Source organism: Streptomyces sp. NPDC001492 (assembly GCF_053597275.1).
The window spans coordinates 1-12,860 of the sequence record NZ_JBSFHW010000096.1 but is presented as its reverse complement, the minus strand read 5'-3'; the positions used below and the strand labels follow the sequence as shown (position 1 = coordinate 12,860).

Genomic DNA, 12,860 nt, shown 5'->3' with positions numbered 1-12,860 from the left:
CGGCCAGCGCTGGGACAAGCTCGACACCGATGACCAGTCGTACTGGGAGCACCAGGCTGCCGCAGTACGCCGCGCGGTCGACCGTGGAGGCTTCAAGCTGGGTGGACAGGACGCCGCGTTGGCCCTGGGCGGTGGCGAGTGACGACCCGCAACGTGTATGTGGACTGCGAGTTCCTGCCCGCCGACCCCAGCCTGAAGGGCCTCGTGTCCATCGCCCTGACCGACGACCAGGGCATCGACTACTACGCCGTGAACCGCGGCATGGACCTCGCCGCGCTGCATGCCGTGCCGTGGATGGTCGACAACGTGTGGCCCCACCTGCCGATCCGGCGTGAACAGTCCGGCGAAGGCTGGCTGAGCGACCTCGATTACGGGCACCGTGACGTCCACAGCACGGCCGCCATGCGCTCGGGGATCGCCGCGTACTTCGCGAACACGGACGCCGAGGTCACACATCTGTGGGCGTGGTACGGGGCGCAGGACATGTGCCGGCTGCACTCCCTGTGGGACAACGACTGGTCCGTGATGCCGGATCAGATCCCGCGCTGGTTCAACGAGCTGGAGACGCTGCGATGGCAGAGCGGCAGCCCGGAGATGCCGGAGCAGGATTCGGGTGCGCACAACGCGCTGGCGGACGCCCGGCACAACCGCACCATGCACCGGTTCCTGCTGGAGCAGCTGACCGGGCAGGGGTTCGCATGACCGCGCCCGTCCTGGTGGGCCCGTCGCCGCAGGGTGGCGGGCCCGTGCCGTACCCCGACTGGGACGAGGTCCTCGCCGACATCGGCGACCGCATCCGCGCCGAACGCAAGGCCCGCGGCTGGTCCCAGACCGAACTCGGGCTGAGGTCCGGACTGTCCCTGAACACCATCAAACGTGTCGAGACCGGGCGGACCACCCTCCGTGGGTTCGTCGCGGCATGCGCCGCACTCCAGGTCGGTATCGGGGAGCTGTTGTCCGGGGACTGGTGTCTGCCGGAGCAGCGGCCCCGTTTGACGCCGGCTCAGGTGCGCGTTCTGCGTGCGGTCGCCGATACGGGGTCTGTGGAGGCTGCCGCGGCTTCCTTGCGGGTGCCCGTAGGGGCTTTGTCGCCGCGGCTGTCGGAGATTTATCGGCGTCTTGGGGTGGCGCATCTGCGCCGGGGTGGGGAGCGGCGTACTGCCGCGGTTCGGGTTGCTCGGCAGCACGGCATTCTCCCCGCCTGAAATCTGGACATCTTAGACACCGCCATCGGCGGGTAAGACCGATCAACGCCCTGGAGCCCCCATGTTCGAACGCATAGTCAGCCCCGCCGCCCTCCTTCTCTGGCTGGCCGTCGGCGCCGCCTTCGCCTCCATCTGGTTCGCCATCACCACCACCTGGCCGCCCATCTGGGCCCGCATGCTCGGCGGCCTGCTCCTGTTCGCGCTGGTCTTCCCGCTCGAAGCCGCGCTGGCGCGCAGACACCGCCGCCGCACCAACTCCGCCACCCGGCACCGCAAGAACTCCGCCTGACGGCCCGCGTCAAGGCCGTTTGCACGATCCGCAAACCCGCAGACCAACACACTTGAGGAGCAGCATGAACGACACGACCGCACGGACCCGGGCACAGCGCTGGAGGGACGCTGTCCTGCACCGCGGGCCCGGCTACGACCTCACCCCGCACTCCGACATCCCCCGCCTGACGGGTGTCCCACTGCTGGAGGTGATGGTCGCCGGTGAGCGCCGTAACCGCGCCCGCCGCTCCGGCCGGCCCGAGCAGGAGCTTCCGCCGTACCCGCCGTGCCCGGTGTGCCGGCAGCCCGCCGACACCCAGGACATCGCGTTCGGCCCGGCTGACGCTGATGAGGACGACCGGGTGGTGACCAGCGGGCCGTGCGGGCATCGGGCGGCCTACAACCTGAACGTCGCCAAGCAGTTGGTGGCCCGCATGCGGCAGATCCTCGACCGGGAGGAGCAGGCGGCCCGGGATGTGGCCGAGCTGGATCGGAGCCGCCGCTACCTGCGCCCGGTCCAGGCCACCTGTATCTCCGACGACCCGGACGGCGTGCATCTGGCCGTGTACTCGTGGCTGGAGAGGGCCGGCGCGTGGGTGACGGGGCTTGGGATCTGCGGGGAGTCGATGCAGCAGGGTCCGTTGCCGGAGGGGACGGAGGTGACGTGCGCTGGATGCTTGTTGCGGCGGGAGGACTACGAGCGGTACCTGGCGCCCGGCTACCAGCCCGGTGACGACGACCCGAAGGCGCTGCGGGAGCGGGCGGAAGCCGCGGAGCGTGAGGTGGCTGCGGCTCGTCAGTTCGCGGCGGAGATGCGGGAGTACTGCTCCCCGCACGGCGTGTCCGTGCACTACGCGGACCGGCTGATCGAGGTCATGGACCGGGCGAAGGAGGGGCGCTGATGCTTGTCGGCATCCTCAGCAACCTCGGCCTGGCTCTCGGCGTGGCCACCCTGTTCGGCCTACAGGCCGGACGGATCCGCCCCACGACGGCGGACCTCCTGTGGGCGGTCGCAAACTTCATGACGGGGATCGCCGCAGTCCTGGACGACGTCCTCTGGCTGGCATGCGGGTGCGCCGCGGTGACGGCGTGGTGTGCCTACGACTGGTGGCATAAGGGCGGCGGTGACGGGACGCGGCGCCGCCTGAAGCGGTGGGCTCGCCGGTTCCAGGGCGTGCGCCGTACTGCACCACAGGGGGCGTGATGGCGTCCTACGGGAACAGTGCGCAGCGTGAGGCTCGGGCGATCCGCAGGCGCGCCCGGCGGGGCCTCCAGGGGCACGTCACGGCATGGATGGGCGTGAACCCGGAGGCCGCCCGCGCGGACGCTGTAGCGGCCCGCTGGAAGCTCGGAGGGAAGGCCGAGAGGAAGACCGCGCGGCTCGTGCGGCGATTACGGTGGCGGGGCTGGCGTATCCGCCACGACCTCCGATTACGCGGCCGCCGCTTCAACGTGGACCACGTGCTGGTGTCGCCGTGCGGTACCGCTTTGGTGGTGGGGGACACGAAGCGCTGGAATGCCGGGCAGGCGACCGCCGAGGTGGGCGGCCGACTGTGCTGCGGCACGGATGACCGGCATGGCGAGGCGGAGAAGGTGGCCCGGTACGCGGCCCTGATCGGGGAGGCGTTGGGGCTGCCCGTGGCGGTGTGGCCGGTCCTGATCATCCACGGTTCGCCGGTGTCGGGCGGGCACCTTCAGGTGGCCACGGCCCACGGGGTGGTGCAAGTTGTGGCCGCGGGCGAGATACGGCGTGTGCTGCGGGCCGGCCCGCAGGGATGGTCGTGGAGCCGGGCCCGGCGGGTGGCGGCCCGGGTGGATGTGGTGCTGCGCCCCTACCAGGACGGTGGTTGACGGCGTACGGTGGTCGCCGAGGGGGGCGCCCTTACGTGGTACAGAAGGCCCGTCATCTGCTTCGGCAGGTGGCGGGCCTTTTCGCGCGTTCCGGGGGCGTGTGGCCCCTCGGCCGCCGTCACCGTCGAGGGACCACACGAGTGTGCGCTCCGGGGGCCGGGGAGTCTCGTGGTTGAGGATGCCACGAGCCACTGACAGCGGGCATCCGGTTGCGGACGTACGAGCGCCCGCCTCCTGGAGTGGGCCTGAGAGACGGGCGCTGCGATTCCCGAGCGGCAACTTGCGGATCGCGGCCGGGACAATGGGCGGCCGATGCCGCACGGGGGTGACGGCACCAGCACACCCGCAGTGTGGCAGACGGCACTGACAACGCGGGCCGGTTCGGGGTGGTGCGTGGGGTCTGACGGGGCTCGCTTCCCCTCGGGCGCCCGCCAGGCCCCGCGCGGCCTGTGTCAGCCCCAGCCGCTGTCGGACGGGTGGACGACCGTCGTGACGATGTCGTCGACCGTGCTGCCGGCGTCGTCGGTGGCGACGATGGTGTGGGTGTCGGGTGCGCCCCATCCGCTGTCGGTTGGAGGGGTGACCACGAGGTCGGTGGTGAGGGTGATGCCGGCTGCTGCGGCGGCAATGCCGAGGGTGGCGGCGAGGCGGCGCAGGCCGCGTCGGGGTGTGGTGGGGGGCTTAGGGGCCCGGTGGCGTCCTTGGGTCACGTCGGGGGTCTCCTCTGTTGAAGGGAACGATAATGGGGCGCCTGCCCTGTTCTCGTTATTCCGTGGTCCGCTGCGAATTCCCTTGGCCGCGTTTGACGTTACCTGGCAGTACGCGTGTGTGGCGTGTGGGAGGACCGTGGATACGAGCGTCGGGGGACGCCCCAAGAGGATGCTGTCGTATGGTTTTTGCTGTCTCAATCGTTTGTTCGTGCGGTTTCCCGCGGCGCGGAAACCCGCAGATGATCTAGCGTGTCAGGGTGCGGGGGAGTAGATCGTTGTCTATGGATCTGCCTGAGGGTTACAAGATCGGGGATTTGTCCGACCACGCCAGGAAGCTGTACCGGGCAATCACCCTCCAGGAATGGGAAACCGTCACCACCCTGCAAACCGAGCACCCGGGCGCCCGGGCGGAATTGCTGTCCTGGGGGTTCATCGGCGACGAGCATCCGCCGGTGGCGCGCGACCCGCAGCCCGCATTCCGGAACATGGTGACCCGCGTCCTGGACGAGGCACGCCGCAACATCGACCTGGTCGCGGCCATGCCGGACCTGTCCCGTGATCTGATCCAGGACTACCGGGCGGTGCAGATGCGGGCGAGCGGCGCGAGTGTCTACCTGGCCGACCCGGAGACCGTCAACGCGAGGCTTCAGGACGTGATCGGGGATGCCCGCAGGGAGATGCTGTGCGCGCAGCCCGGCGGGCCCAGGCAGCAGTCGGTGTTGGAGACCGCGGTGGCGCGGGACAGCGCCGCCCTGGACCGCGGAGTGGAGATCAAGACGATCTACCGGGACACCGTCCGCGACCATCCGCTGACCGCGAAGTACGCGGCCACCATGTCCACCCGCCCGGGCGGCCGGCCCGCCCAGTACCGCACAGTGGTCGGTGGCTTCGAGCGGATGGTGATCGTGGACCGGGAGCATGCGTTCGTCCCCGACCACATCGTGGAGGGCTCCGCACCGCACGCGGCGTGGCTGGTGACCGACCCCGCGGTGGTGGCGGTGCTTGCGGGGGTGTTCGAGGCGACGTGGAGTCACGCGCAGCCGTGGTGCGGGGAACTCCGCTCCCGCACCGGTGCCGGGGCGGTGGATGCGGTGTCGGGTGCGGGAGGCGTGCGTACGGACCGCCGTCAGCGGGGCATCCTGCGGTACCTGTGCGCGGGGGAGTCGCAGCCGTCCACGGCCCGGAAGATGGGCGTCTCCAAGCGGAAGCTGGAGGAAGATATCGCGGTCCTGAAGGGCTTGTGGGGGGTGAGCACCCTCAACGAGCTGATCTTCCAGTTCGCCTTGTCGCCGGATCGGCTCGTCGACGACGGCGCCCCGGCGGGCGCGGCGGACGGCCAGGACGGCACGGCGGCCGCGTAGAGGGTCAGGAGGGCTGCTGGCCGGTCGCGTTGGCGTGTTCTTCGCGCTGGCAGAGCAGCAGGAATAGGTCTCTTGCCCGGTCGGCCCACAGGTCGGCGAGGGCCTGGGCGCGTTCGTATTGGGCGCGGATGGCGTCGGTGCTGGCGTGCTCGACGAAATCCGGGCGCAGCTCGGTCATGACGGGCGCTTCCCGGTGGCGTTGGACGGCTGCACGCCCTTCAACTCAGCGAGCTCCCGCTGGGCCTCCTCGAGGCGTCCCAGGGCGTCCGCGAGCTGCCCGCGCAGGTCCGTTCCGCCGGTGAAGATGCGACCGTAGCCGCGGGCCACGTACTGGAGGTCCGCGATACGCGCGCGCAGGCCTTCCGGGTCGCGGTCCTGGCGGAGCTCGGCAACCTCCGCCTCGAGGCGTGCGATGTCCTCCGCGGTGCGCTCCTTCTGCCGTTCCTTGCCGCGGTCGTATCCCCGCTGGAACGCGGCCTTCAACTCCCGCTTGGGGGCGTCCTCGAGCCAGCGCAGGAGACGCTGTGCGGCCCGCCGGTGCGCGCGGGCCTGGTCCGGGTCTTCCTCGTCCAACTCGTCCAGGCCGACGCCGTAGTGGTAGGCGTGGCACAGCTCCTCCGCCAGGCGCTCCTCCCGTGACGCGCGCGGTTCGGCTCGGAGGCGGTCCGCCTTCTGCTGGAGAGACTCGATGGGCCGCTCGGCGTTGACCGGGTCGTCGGGCAGGGAGGCCAGGAGTTCCTCCCGGGTCTTTTTAGGCACTGGGTGTCTCCGTACGGGCGATGGTGCGCGGTGGGCTGTAGGCGACCTCGTTCAGGTCGACGCCGATCCGGCCCTTCTCGTACACGCGCTGGTAGACGCGCATCTCCTGGCAGCCGGGGCACCGGTGCGCGTTGAACCGGATGAGCGGCTTGCCGGGGCCAGCCAGCCCGAAGGCGATCAGGGACGGCCCGGGATGCCCACACGTGGTGCAGCCGTTGAGGTCGCCCGCGCGGGCGCACAGGATGACCGGGGCCTCCTCCCAGGGCCGCCAGGTGATGGCCTCGCCGTCGTGCTCGGCAGGCAGGGCCGGGATGTACGGCTGCGCGGCCAGCTGCGCCTCGAGGTCTGCGATACGCCGCCGTAGGGCGTCCTCAGTCTCGGTCACTGCTTTTCGTCCTGCTGCTCGGCGGCGCGGGCGTCGTGGCTGGCGATGAGCTGCTGCACCCGGGCGATGTCACCCTTCCGAGCGGCCGGGCGCAGGTTGAGGAGCAGACCGCGCAGCATTTCCAGTTCGCCGGGGTAGGCCTCGTGGTCGGGCGTCTGGTAGTCGGCGATCTCTTCGAGCTGGGTGATCGCCTCGCGCCAGCCGGTGCCGTACCAGACGGGTCCGGTGAGGGCGGTGCACTGGACGGGGATGGCGCGGATGCGGTCGGCGGCCTTGCGGAGTACCTCGGTGCGGTAGGCGTCCAGCGCGTCTTTCACCTCGGGCTGCGACCAGACGGTCATGCTGCCGCGGTTTGTGCGGATCATGATTGCCAGTCGTTCGCGGGCGTTCACGTGGTGGGCTCCTTGTTCTCGAGGGCGGCAGCCCGCCGGGGGAGGCGGCTTTCGTCTAGGGCCTGGATGGTCGGGCACGGGTCGTAACTGGCGTGGCAGGCGCGGCACTCGCCCTGGTCGTCGGGAACATGCAGCTGCCGGACGCGGTCGACGTCGGCCGCCCAGGCCGTGTTCGCGTCGTGGCTGCGCTGGGCCGCCTCGACGAGCTGGGGCCAGTTCAGGTGCAGGCCCGCATCCAGCGCGCCGGCCAGCGCCTTGCGGGTGACCTCGTGCGCGACCTTCACGTCGGAGGCGGTGAGCGGCCGGCCGATGCGCTTGCCCTCGGTGACCGCGGCCACGATGCCCTTGAACTCGGCGAGCTGCTCCTCCGCCTCCTTCAGGCGCTGGCTCTGCCGTTCGGCTCGGCGCTCGAGGAATCCGTACCGCTGTTCCCGGTCGGTGAGCTGGTCGGCCAGCGACGGTTCCCCGGCGATCGCGGACTCCAGCATGTCGTTGATGACGTTCATGGGCGCGTACAGGGGGCCGCTGGGGGCGTCTCTGAAGGCCTCCCAGACTTCCTGGAGGACGCAGGCGCGGTAGCGGGCCCAGTCGCGTTGGAGGGCGTCGGCGAGGACGTGGAGGAGGGCTTTGGTGAGGGCGTCGGCGTCGTTGCGGCACAGGGCGCACGTGTACGTGTAGCGGTGGCCCTGCTCGCCGGGCTTGGGATGGTGGTCCCACTTCTCTTCGCCGGGCTTGTGGGTGTGCCCGGTGGCGGGTGTGGTGCGCAGCGCCAGGCCGATGCGGTCCTTCAGGGTGAGCGCGGGCTGGTCGGTCATCAGAGGCTTCCTAGCGAGGGCTGGTGGAAGAACAGGGGCAGTTCGTCCTGCCCGGGGATGGCGTCGTGCGCGGGTGGCACGGTGGCGGGCTTGGGCCGGCGTACGGCCCGCGTGCGGCGGGGCTTCTTCGGCGGGAGGAGGCCGCGGTCCCGGCCGCACTTCTCGCCGAAACCCCGGCGCTGCGACTCAGGGTCGGTCAACCGCCGGGGGCAGAACCTGCACCGCGACCACTCCGTCACGCGGCCGCCAGGAAGTCCGGCTTCGGACTATGGTCGACGAACTCCTCCACGGGCTTCGGCGAGTTCGCGACCTCGAGGAGCCAGTCGGCATGGCAGGCCTTGTCGAGCGGGCACCAGCACAGGAGGTCCTTGCCGGCCAGGTCTTTGCGGATCTGCCGGAGGAACTCGACGTCGTGGGTGCGGCTGTTGCGGAAGGATTCGATGGCCTGTTCGCGGGTGAGCGGTTCGTGGGGCCGCTTGTCGATCCACCCGCCGGGCAGGACCGTCCAGCCGGTTGATCCGATTTTCCACGAGTTGCCGTAGCCGCTGCCGCGGCCGACGAAAACGTAGCCGTTGGGGTTGGTGCAGGCGTCGGCGGCACGCCAGCCGGCGGTTCGCTTGCGCTGGAGTCGGGCGGGCACGTCAGGCCTCCTGGTCGCCGGGGAGTTCGATGCGGGCGGTCACGGTCAGGCGGGTGCCGGGCGGGAAGTTCTTCGCCTCAGCCCAGAAGCCCGGGCCGGCGGCGATGCCACTGCTGCCCTTCTCCGCGTCTTCCGGCCCCCAGAAGTAACCGACCAGTCGGCGGTCCCCTGTTCGGTAGCCGTTGACGTAGAGCGGGTGCAGGGCCAGGACGGCCGTGGTCTCCCGGTTGGTGGAGGAGAGGGTTTCGTTGGGCTTGGAGTGGTGGCGGCATGTCCAGGTTTTGCTGATGCCTTCGAGGTCACGGCGGGCGGTGTACTCAATCTGGCTGATCTCTGGGCATCCGTCGGTGGAGCAGCGGCGGGTGTAGGTACGGCGGCGTCCCGTCACGACCGGGCCTCCCTCGTCGGCTTCTGCTCGGCGGCAGCCACGGCGTGGGCGATGGCCCGGTCGCGGCGCTGGTCCGCCAGTCGGCACAGCCATGCGGCCACAGCTGGGCGGACTTCCAGCGGAATCGGGCCCACGGCCACGCCGACGCGGACGTGTTCGGCTGCGGATCGCAGTGCATGGATGGCGGCCTCAGCGCGTGCGCGTTCCTCGGTTGCGGCCTCGGCGGTCAGGAAGTCGCTGCATCCGCACTGGGTGAGGCAGACGTCTTCGAAGTGCTGCTGCTCCGGGTGCCCGCAGATGCAGACGGCCTCGCGCGTCTCGGTGGCCTGTACGGGCGGCGTGTGCTTCCGCGCGAGGTCGGCGATCCAGTCCGGCCAGCCCGCCATGCCGCCGTCCGGTGCGTCGTAGTAGCGGTCGAGGGGGTTGTCGGTGACCTCGCCGTCGTCGCGGACCCACAGGCCGGTGACGACGGCGTGGCGGGCGTCGGGGGAGATGGTGCTGCCGTAGTCGATGCGGATGCCGGTGGCGCGGATGCGGCCGGCGCCCCACCGGTTGGGGACGTCGGGGTAGCCGACGACGTGCAGGGCGATGGACTGCCCGGCAACGGTCGCGGTGGGTGGTGTGTCAGCCATTGCTGGCTGCCTCGGCGCTCGTCAGCAGGTCCTCCGGGACGCGGCCGGTACGGAGGACGTCGCGGATGTCGGCGGCGGCCTTGCGGTAGGTGTGACCGCGCTCGGCGACCTCGGCGTTGAGAGTGGCGGCCGCCGGGCCCTCGAAGTGCCCGATGGCTGCGTCGCCGTGGTCGGCCATCTGCTCCCAGCGTCCTGCGAGGTCGGCCAAGACGGCGCGCATCTTGTCGACCTCGGCCTTCGGCGTGATCAGCTCTAGGGCGTTGGTCCACGGGCAGTTCATCGACGAGTGCTCGCCGATGACCTCCTCGGGGGCGACGGCGTAGGCCAGCTTGTCGGCGATCTCGTGCGCTTGGTCACGGTCGTCGATGGTCTCGCTGAGCGCACGGTCGAGCTGGGCGTTGGCGGCGCGCAGGCGTCGGACCTCGGCGACGAGCGCGGCGGCCACGTCAGGACTCATCGCGGCGATGTACGCGGCGTCCGCCTGAACCTGGGCCCAGTCCTCCTCGGCTGTCCACTCGCGGTGGGCGGGGTCGTTGTCGAGGGGTTCCTCGTCGAAGCGGCAGACGGTGCGGCGGGCCCGGTAGCCGCATCCGGTGTCTTCGAGGTCTGCGGCGATCTCGATGAGGCTGTCTCCGCCGTACTGGTAGACGCCCCAGGGGCCGTCGGTGGCGGCGTTGGCGTGCTGCTCGATGTCGGCGATCTGCTGGTCGGTGAGTGGGGTGTGGTTGGCCATGTGTGGGGCCTCCGGGGCGGTTTGCGGGGCGTGGTTCAGGGTCCCGCGGATGCGGGCAGCACGTTGCCCCCGCACGGCGGCGGGGGCCGGTGGTCAGGTCAGTTGCCCTTGCGCTCGAGGAATGCCAGCGGGTTGAGGGTGTCGCCGTTGTCGTCGACGGCCACGAGCCACTCGTCGAACAGGTCGTCGCCGAGGCGCTCGTTGAGAACGTCCAGCATCCAGCCGCGCGTGATGGCCAGTTCCTCGGTGACGGGCTGTCCCTCGGTCACCATCCATGCGATGCACAGCGCCTCATCGGTGAGCTTGGCGGTCATCTCGAGGCCCTTGGCCCTCAACTGCGTTGCGTTCGACGTGGCGTCCATTTGGCATCTCCCCTGGCAGTGCTTCTGTCCTGCGGTGCTGCCAGGGTAACCCATATCCCATTGCATTGCAATGGCGCGTGCGGAGGGGAACCGTTACTCCCCACCGCCCCGCTCGTTGAACAGACGCGTCACGTGCATCGGGCCCGGCAGGGGAGGTCAACTCCAGCCGGGCCCGAATCACACCACCGCAGGCCGATCAGGCCGCGTCTTCCTTCTGCACCGCGCTCGCCATCTCCCGAAGCCGCTCCACGACGGCCCGGCAGTCCGACACCGCACGGTGGTCACCCCCGTACAGGGGCTGCCAGGCGTAGTTGCCCCAGTAGTCCGACCAGTCCCCGTACCAGTCCGAGTACGGGATCATCGCGTCCTCGGTCCGTACACGCCCGAGCCACGCCCCAGCGGAGGCTTCGGGGTCGTCATGGCCGGCCTGCCGGTAGTGCACCGTCAGTTCGTGCCGCAGCCGGGCCACGTCGTACGGCTCGTTGTAGATCAGGACTCGCCTGCCGTGCAGCACGGTGGCCAGCTGCTCGAGGATGCCTGTGAACCGGGGGGCGTCGGCGACCTGGCCGTCGGTGATGCCGTGGATGCCGGTCGCCTCGGTCGGGATCGGCTCGCCCGGGTTGACGAGCGTGTCCAGTAGTACCTCGCCGGCCACCGTGGTGACGGCGATGTCGACGATGCGCGCATCGTCCTCGAGGCCGGTGGTCTCCGTATCGAGGACGACCGTGTCCGGGTCGGCGAGGACCTCCCGCGCCCACGCCTCAAGGCGGGCGACCTGCTGCCGCTGGGCCTCCCCAGCGCACCGTTCACGCTCTTCCGCAGCGCGCGCGAGACCGTCACGCCACCGGTCCCACCCCTCGTCGCACGGGGTGCAACGCCGAGGGCCCGTCCATGCTCGGGCTGCCCGCTCCGCCGCGATCTCCTCATCAGTCGCAGTCTGAACGGCGCAGTCCGGGCCTTCGGGGTATCCGGGGCAGGTCCGCGCCCACACGGCCCGCCGGACGGCCTCGAACTGCTTCTGGAGCCGCCAGTACACCCAGCATGGCGCACACCGGCTCTCCTGCCCCTTCGGCAGTTCCGCGGCCGAGACCCGACGGCACTTCCAGCAGGTCCGGGCCTGGACCGCCAGACGCTCCTGATGGTCCTTGACGTCGCACGGCCCGCACTGCCCGTACACGACGTGCTTGCGGAGCTTGCCGCACCTCGGACACGTCCGCCGGTCCTGCATGGCGCGCTGCTGTTTCGCTGACAGCGGCCGCATCTTCGCTGCCTCGGCCGGATCGTAGAGCGGGAACTCGCCCCAGCCGTGCCCGCGCCGGTACACCCGCAGCATGGCAACCGGCTCCTGCCCGTCGGCGGGCTTCAGCCGGTCCGCCTTCAGCTGCGTCATCGTCCGCAGATGCGCCAGATGTGGCGGCACCTCGTCGCGCTTGTAGACGGGCAGGGCGTCGGTCGTGGCCGGCGTGGACGGGGCCATGGGCACCTCCAGGGGCGTGAGGGTCGTAGGGCTAGTGCAGCGCATGCCACTGACAATGCGGGCCCGGTCGGGTGATGACGGCCCGGACGCGAAGCGGCCCCCGGGCGCGTAGGTTCCGGGGGCCGTCCAGCTCTTCCGCTCACCGCTTCCGGGCGGGTCCTGGCGGCGCTTGCAGGGAGTCCCCCGTACCCAGGGGGACCCGCTCAGCATGCCGCAGACCGGCCGCCCGCGTTCCCCCCGCCGCTCACGCCTCCGCGGCGGGAGGCCGGAGCGTGTAGTCGGGGCAGCGCACCGGGACACCCCACGTGGCGTGCGGGCGGGTGGCACCGCACCACGGGCACGGCACAACCGGGTGGGCGCCGTTCCCGTCGACACCACAGTGCCCGACATCGCCGTAGTCGTGCGTCGGGTACACGACGACCGCCTGGCGGCCACACGTGCACAGTTCGCCGTCCTCGGCGGGACGGTGCTGGCCGGGAAGCTGCCGGCCGCTCACGACTCGGCGTCCTCGTCCTTCGCCCACGCCGGATCGAAGTCCGGGTGCGCCTCCCACAGGCGGGCCGCCCGCGTCACCCGCCGCCACGCCGCCCGCGCGCTGTACTTCGCGTGAACGTCCGAGACGGCGGAGATGCCGGCCTGCGCCTCGGCCAGACCGTCCGCCATGTGCGCCAGCTCGCTCGCCATCGCCATGAACCGGTCCGGGGTGTGCTCCTCCAGCCACCCCTTCACCTTCGCCCGCTGCCCGGCGGAGTCTGCTGCCAGGCTGCCGCTCTTCGGGATCCGGGGCTGGATGGTGCCGCCGTTCTGCTGGAAGTACTGCATGCGTCCTGCGGCCCCGGCTTCGTCCATGGCGCGGGCCCGGATGAACTCGGCGATGGCC

General features: G+C 70.8%; 22 protein-coding genes. 7 read left to right on the top strand and 15 right to left on the bottom strand.

Annotation, left to right across the window (positions count from 1 at the left end; all coding sequences use genetic code 11):
• Positions 1-138: 138 nt before the first annotated feature.
• The 6 genes from ACWC1K_RS50070 to ACWC1K_RS50045 all read left to right on the top strand — a co-directional run bounded on the left by ACWC1K_RS50070 (position 139) and on the right by ACWC1K_RS50045 (position 3,326).
• Positions 139-702, top strand: a complete 564-nt coding sequence (locus ACWC1K_RS50070; RefSeq protein ID WP_450840825.1) for a hypothetical protein — start codon at positions 139-141, stop codon at positions 700-702.
• Complete coding sequence (locus tag ACWC1K_RS50065) at positions 699-1,205, top strand: helix-turn-helix domain-containing protein (RefSeq protein WP_450840824.1); 507 nt, start codon at positions 699-701, stop codon at positions 1,203-1,205. The genes ACWC1K_RS50070 and ACWC1K_RS50065 overlap by 4 nt, the downstream gene beginning before the upstream one ends.
• A gap of 61 nt (positions 1,206-1,266) precedes the next feature.
• Positions 1,267-1,494, top strand: coding sequence for a hypothetical protein (locus ACWC1K_RS50060; protein ID WP_450840823.1), 228 nt, complete (start codon positions 1,267-1,269; stop codon positions 1,492-1,494).
• Between the two features lie 64 nt (positions 1,495-1,558).
• Complete coding sequence (locus ACWC1K_RS50055) at positions 1,559-2,377, top strand: hypothetical protein (RefSeq protein WP_450840822.1); 819 nt, start codon at positions 1,559-1,561, stop codon at positions 2,375-2,377.
• Positions 2,377-2,679, top strand: coding sequence for a hypothetical protein (locus tag ACWC1K_RS50050; RefSeq protein WP_450840821.1), 303 nt, complete (start codon positions 2,377-2,379; stop codon positions 2,677-2,679). Before ACWC1K_RS50055 ends, ACWC1K_RS50050 begins: the two co-directional genes overlap by 1 nt.
• Positions 2,679-3,326, top strand: coding sequence for a nuclease-related domain-containing protein (locus tag ACWC1K_RS50045; protein WP_450840819.1), 648 nt, complete (start codon positions 2,679-2,681; stop codon positions 3,324-3,326). Before ACWC1K_RS50050 ends, ACWC1K_RS50045 begins: the two co-directional genes overlap by 1 nt.
• Positions 3,327-3,778: 452 nt before the next feature.
• Here ACWC1K_RS50045 and ACWC1K_RS50040 read toward each other — a convergent pair whose 3' ends face one another.
• A complete protein-coding gene (locus ACWC1K_RS50040; RefSeq protein ID WP_450840817.1) occupies positions 3,779-4,036 on the bottom strand; it encodes a hypothetical protein in 258 nt (85 codons plus the stop codon).
• 281 nt (positions 4,037-4,317) lie between these two features.
• Between ACWC1K_RS50040 and ACWC1K_RS50035 the strand changes: the two genes are divergently transcribed.
• Complete coding sequence (locus tag ACWC1K_RS50035) at positions 4,318-5,397, top strand: hypothetical protein (RefSeq protein WP_450840815.1); 1,080 nt, start codon at positions 4,318-4,320, stop codon at positions 5,395-5,397.
• A 4-nt stretch (positions 5,398-5,401) separates the two neighbouring features.
• Here ACWC1K_RS50035 and ACWC1K_RS50030 read toward each other — a convergent pair whose 3' ends face one another.
• From ACWC1K_RS50030 to ACWC1K_RS49965, 14 genes are all read right to left on the bottom strand, one after another.
• Positions 5,402-5,575, bottom strand: coding sequence for a hypothetical protein (locus tag ACWC1K_RS50030; RefSeq protein ID WP_450840814.1), 174 nt, complete (start codon positions 5,573-5,575; stop codon positions 5,402-5,404).
• Positions 5,572-6,156 (bottom strand): hypothetical protein, encoded by a 585-nt coding sequence (locus ACWC1K_RS50025; RefSeq protein ID WP_450840812.1) that lies wholly within the window; start codon positions 6,154-6,156, stop codon positions 5,572-5,574. Before ACWC1K_RS50025 ends, ACWC1K_RS50030 begins: the two co-directional genes overlap by 4 nt.
• On the bottom strand, positions 6,149-6,541 hold the full coding sequence (locus ACWC1K_RS50020; protein WP_450840810.1) for a hypothetical protein: 393 nt from the start codon (positions 6,539-6,541) through the stop codon (positions 6,149-6,151). The genes ACWC1K_RS50025 and ACWC1K_RS50020 overlap by 8 nt, the downstream gene beginning before the upstream one ends.
• Positions 6,538-6,906, bottom strand: coding sequence for a hypothetical protein (locus tag ACWC1K_RS50015; RefSeq protein WP_450840808.1), 369 nt, complete (start codon positions 6,904-6,906; stop codon positions 6,538-6,540). The genes ACWC1K_RS50020 and ACWC1K_RS50015 overlap by 4 nt, the downstream gene beginning before the upstream one ends.
• 23 nt (positions 6,907-6,929) lie before the next feature.
• Positions 6,930-7,748: a hypothetical protein gene (locus ACWC1K_RS50010; RefSeq protein ID WP_450840806.1), complete on the bottom strand. Its 819-nt coding sequence runs from the start codon at positions 7,746-7,748 to the stop codon at positions 6,930-6,932.
• Positions 7,748-7,987 (bottom strand): DUF6011 domain-containing protein, encoded by a 240-nt coding sequence (locus tag ACWC1K_RS50005; RefSeq protein ID WP_450840805.1) that lies wholly within the window; start codon positions 7,985-7,987, stop codon positions 7,748-7,750. The genes ACWC1K_RS50010 and ACWC1K_RS50005 overlap by 1 nt, the downstream gene beginning before the upstream one ends.
• Positions 7,984-8,388, bottom strand: a complete 405-nt coding sequence (locus ACWC1K_RS50000; protein ID WP_450840803.1) for a DUF4326 domain-containing protein — start codon at positions 8,386-8,388, stop codon at positions 7,984-7,986. The genes ACWC1K_RS50005 and ACWC1K_RS50000 overlap by 4 nt, the downstream gene beginning before the upstream one ends.
• Before the next feature lies 1 nt (position 8,389).
• Complete coding sequence (locus ACWC1K_RS49995) at positions 8,390-8,776, bottom strand: hypothetical protein (protein ID WP_450840801.1); 387 nt, start codon at positions 8,774-8,776, stop codon at positions 8,390-8,392.
• Entirely contained in the window at positions 8,773-9,408 is a 636-nt protein-coding gene (locus tag ACWC1K_RS49990) for a hypothetical protein (protein WP_450840799.1), read from the bottom strand. Before ACWC1K_RS49990 ends, ACWC1K_RS49995 begins: the two co-directional genes overlap by 4 nt.
• Entirely contained in the window at positions 9,401-10,141 is a 741-nt protein-coding gene (locus ACWC1K_RS49985; protein ID WP_450840797.1) for a hypothetical protein, read from the bottom strand. The genes ACWC1K_RS49990 and ACWC1K_RS49985 overlap by 8 nt, the downstream gene beginning before the upstream one ends.
• 98 nt (positions 10,142-10,239) lie before the next feature.
• Positions 10,240-10,503, bottom strand: a complete 264-nt coding sequence (locus ACWC1K_RS49980; protein WP_450840796.1) for a hypothetical protein — start codon at positions 10,501-10,503, stop codon at positions 10,240-10,242.
• A gap of 196 nt (positions 10,504-10,699) precedes the next feature.
• Positions 10,700-11,980 (bottom strand): exonuclease domain-containing protein, encoded by a 1,281-nt coding sequence (locus tag ACWC1K_RS49975; protein WP_450840794.1) that lies wholly within the window; start codon positions 11,978-11,980, stop codon positions 10,700-10,702.
• Positions 11,981-12,224: 244 nt separating this feature from the next.
• Complete coding sequence (locus ACWC1K_RS49970; RefSeq protein ID WP_450840792.1) at positions 12,225-12,476, bottom strand: hypothetical protein; 252 nt, start codon at positions 12,474-12,476, stop codon at positions 12,225-12,227.
• A partial coding sequence (locus tag ACWC1K_RS49965) for a hypothetical protein (protein WP_450840790.1) occupies positions 12,473-12,860 on the bottom strand: 388 nt, incomplete at its 5' end. The genes ACWC1K_RS49965 and ACWC1K_RS49970, both read right to left, overlap by 4 nt.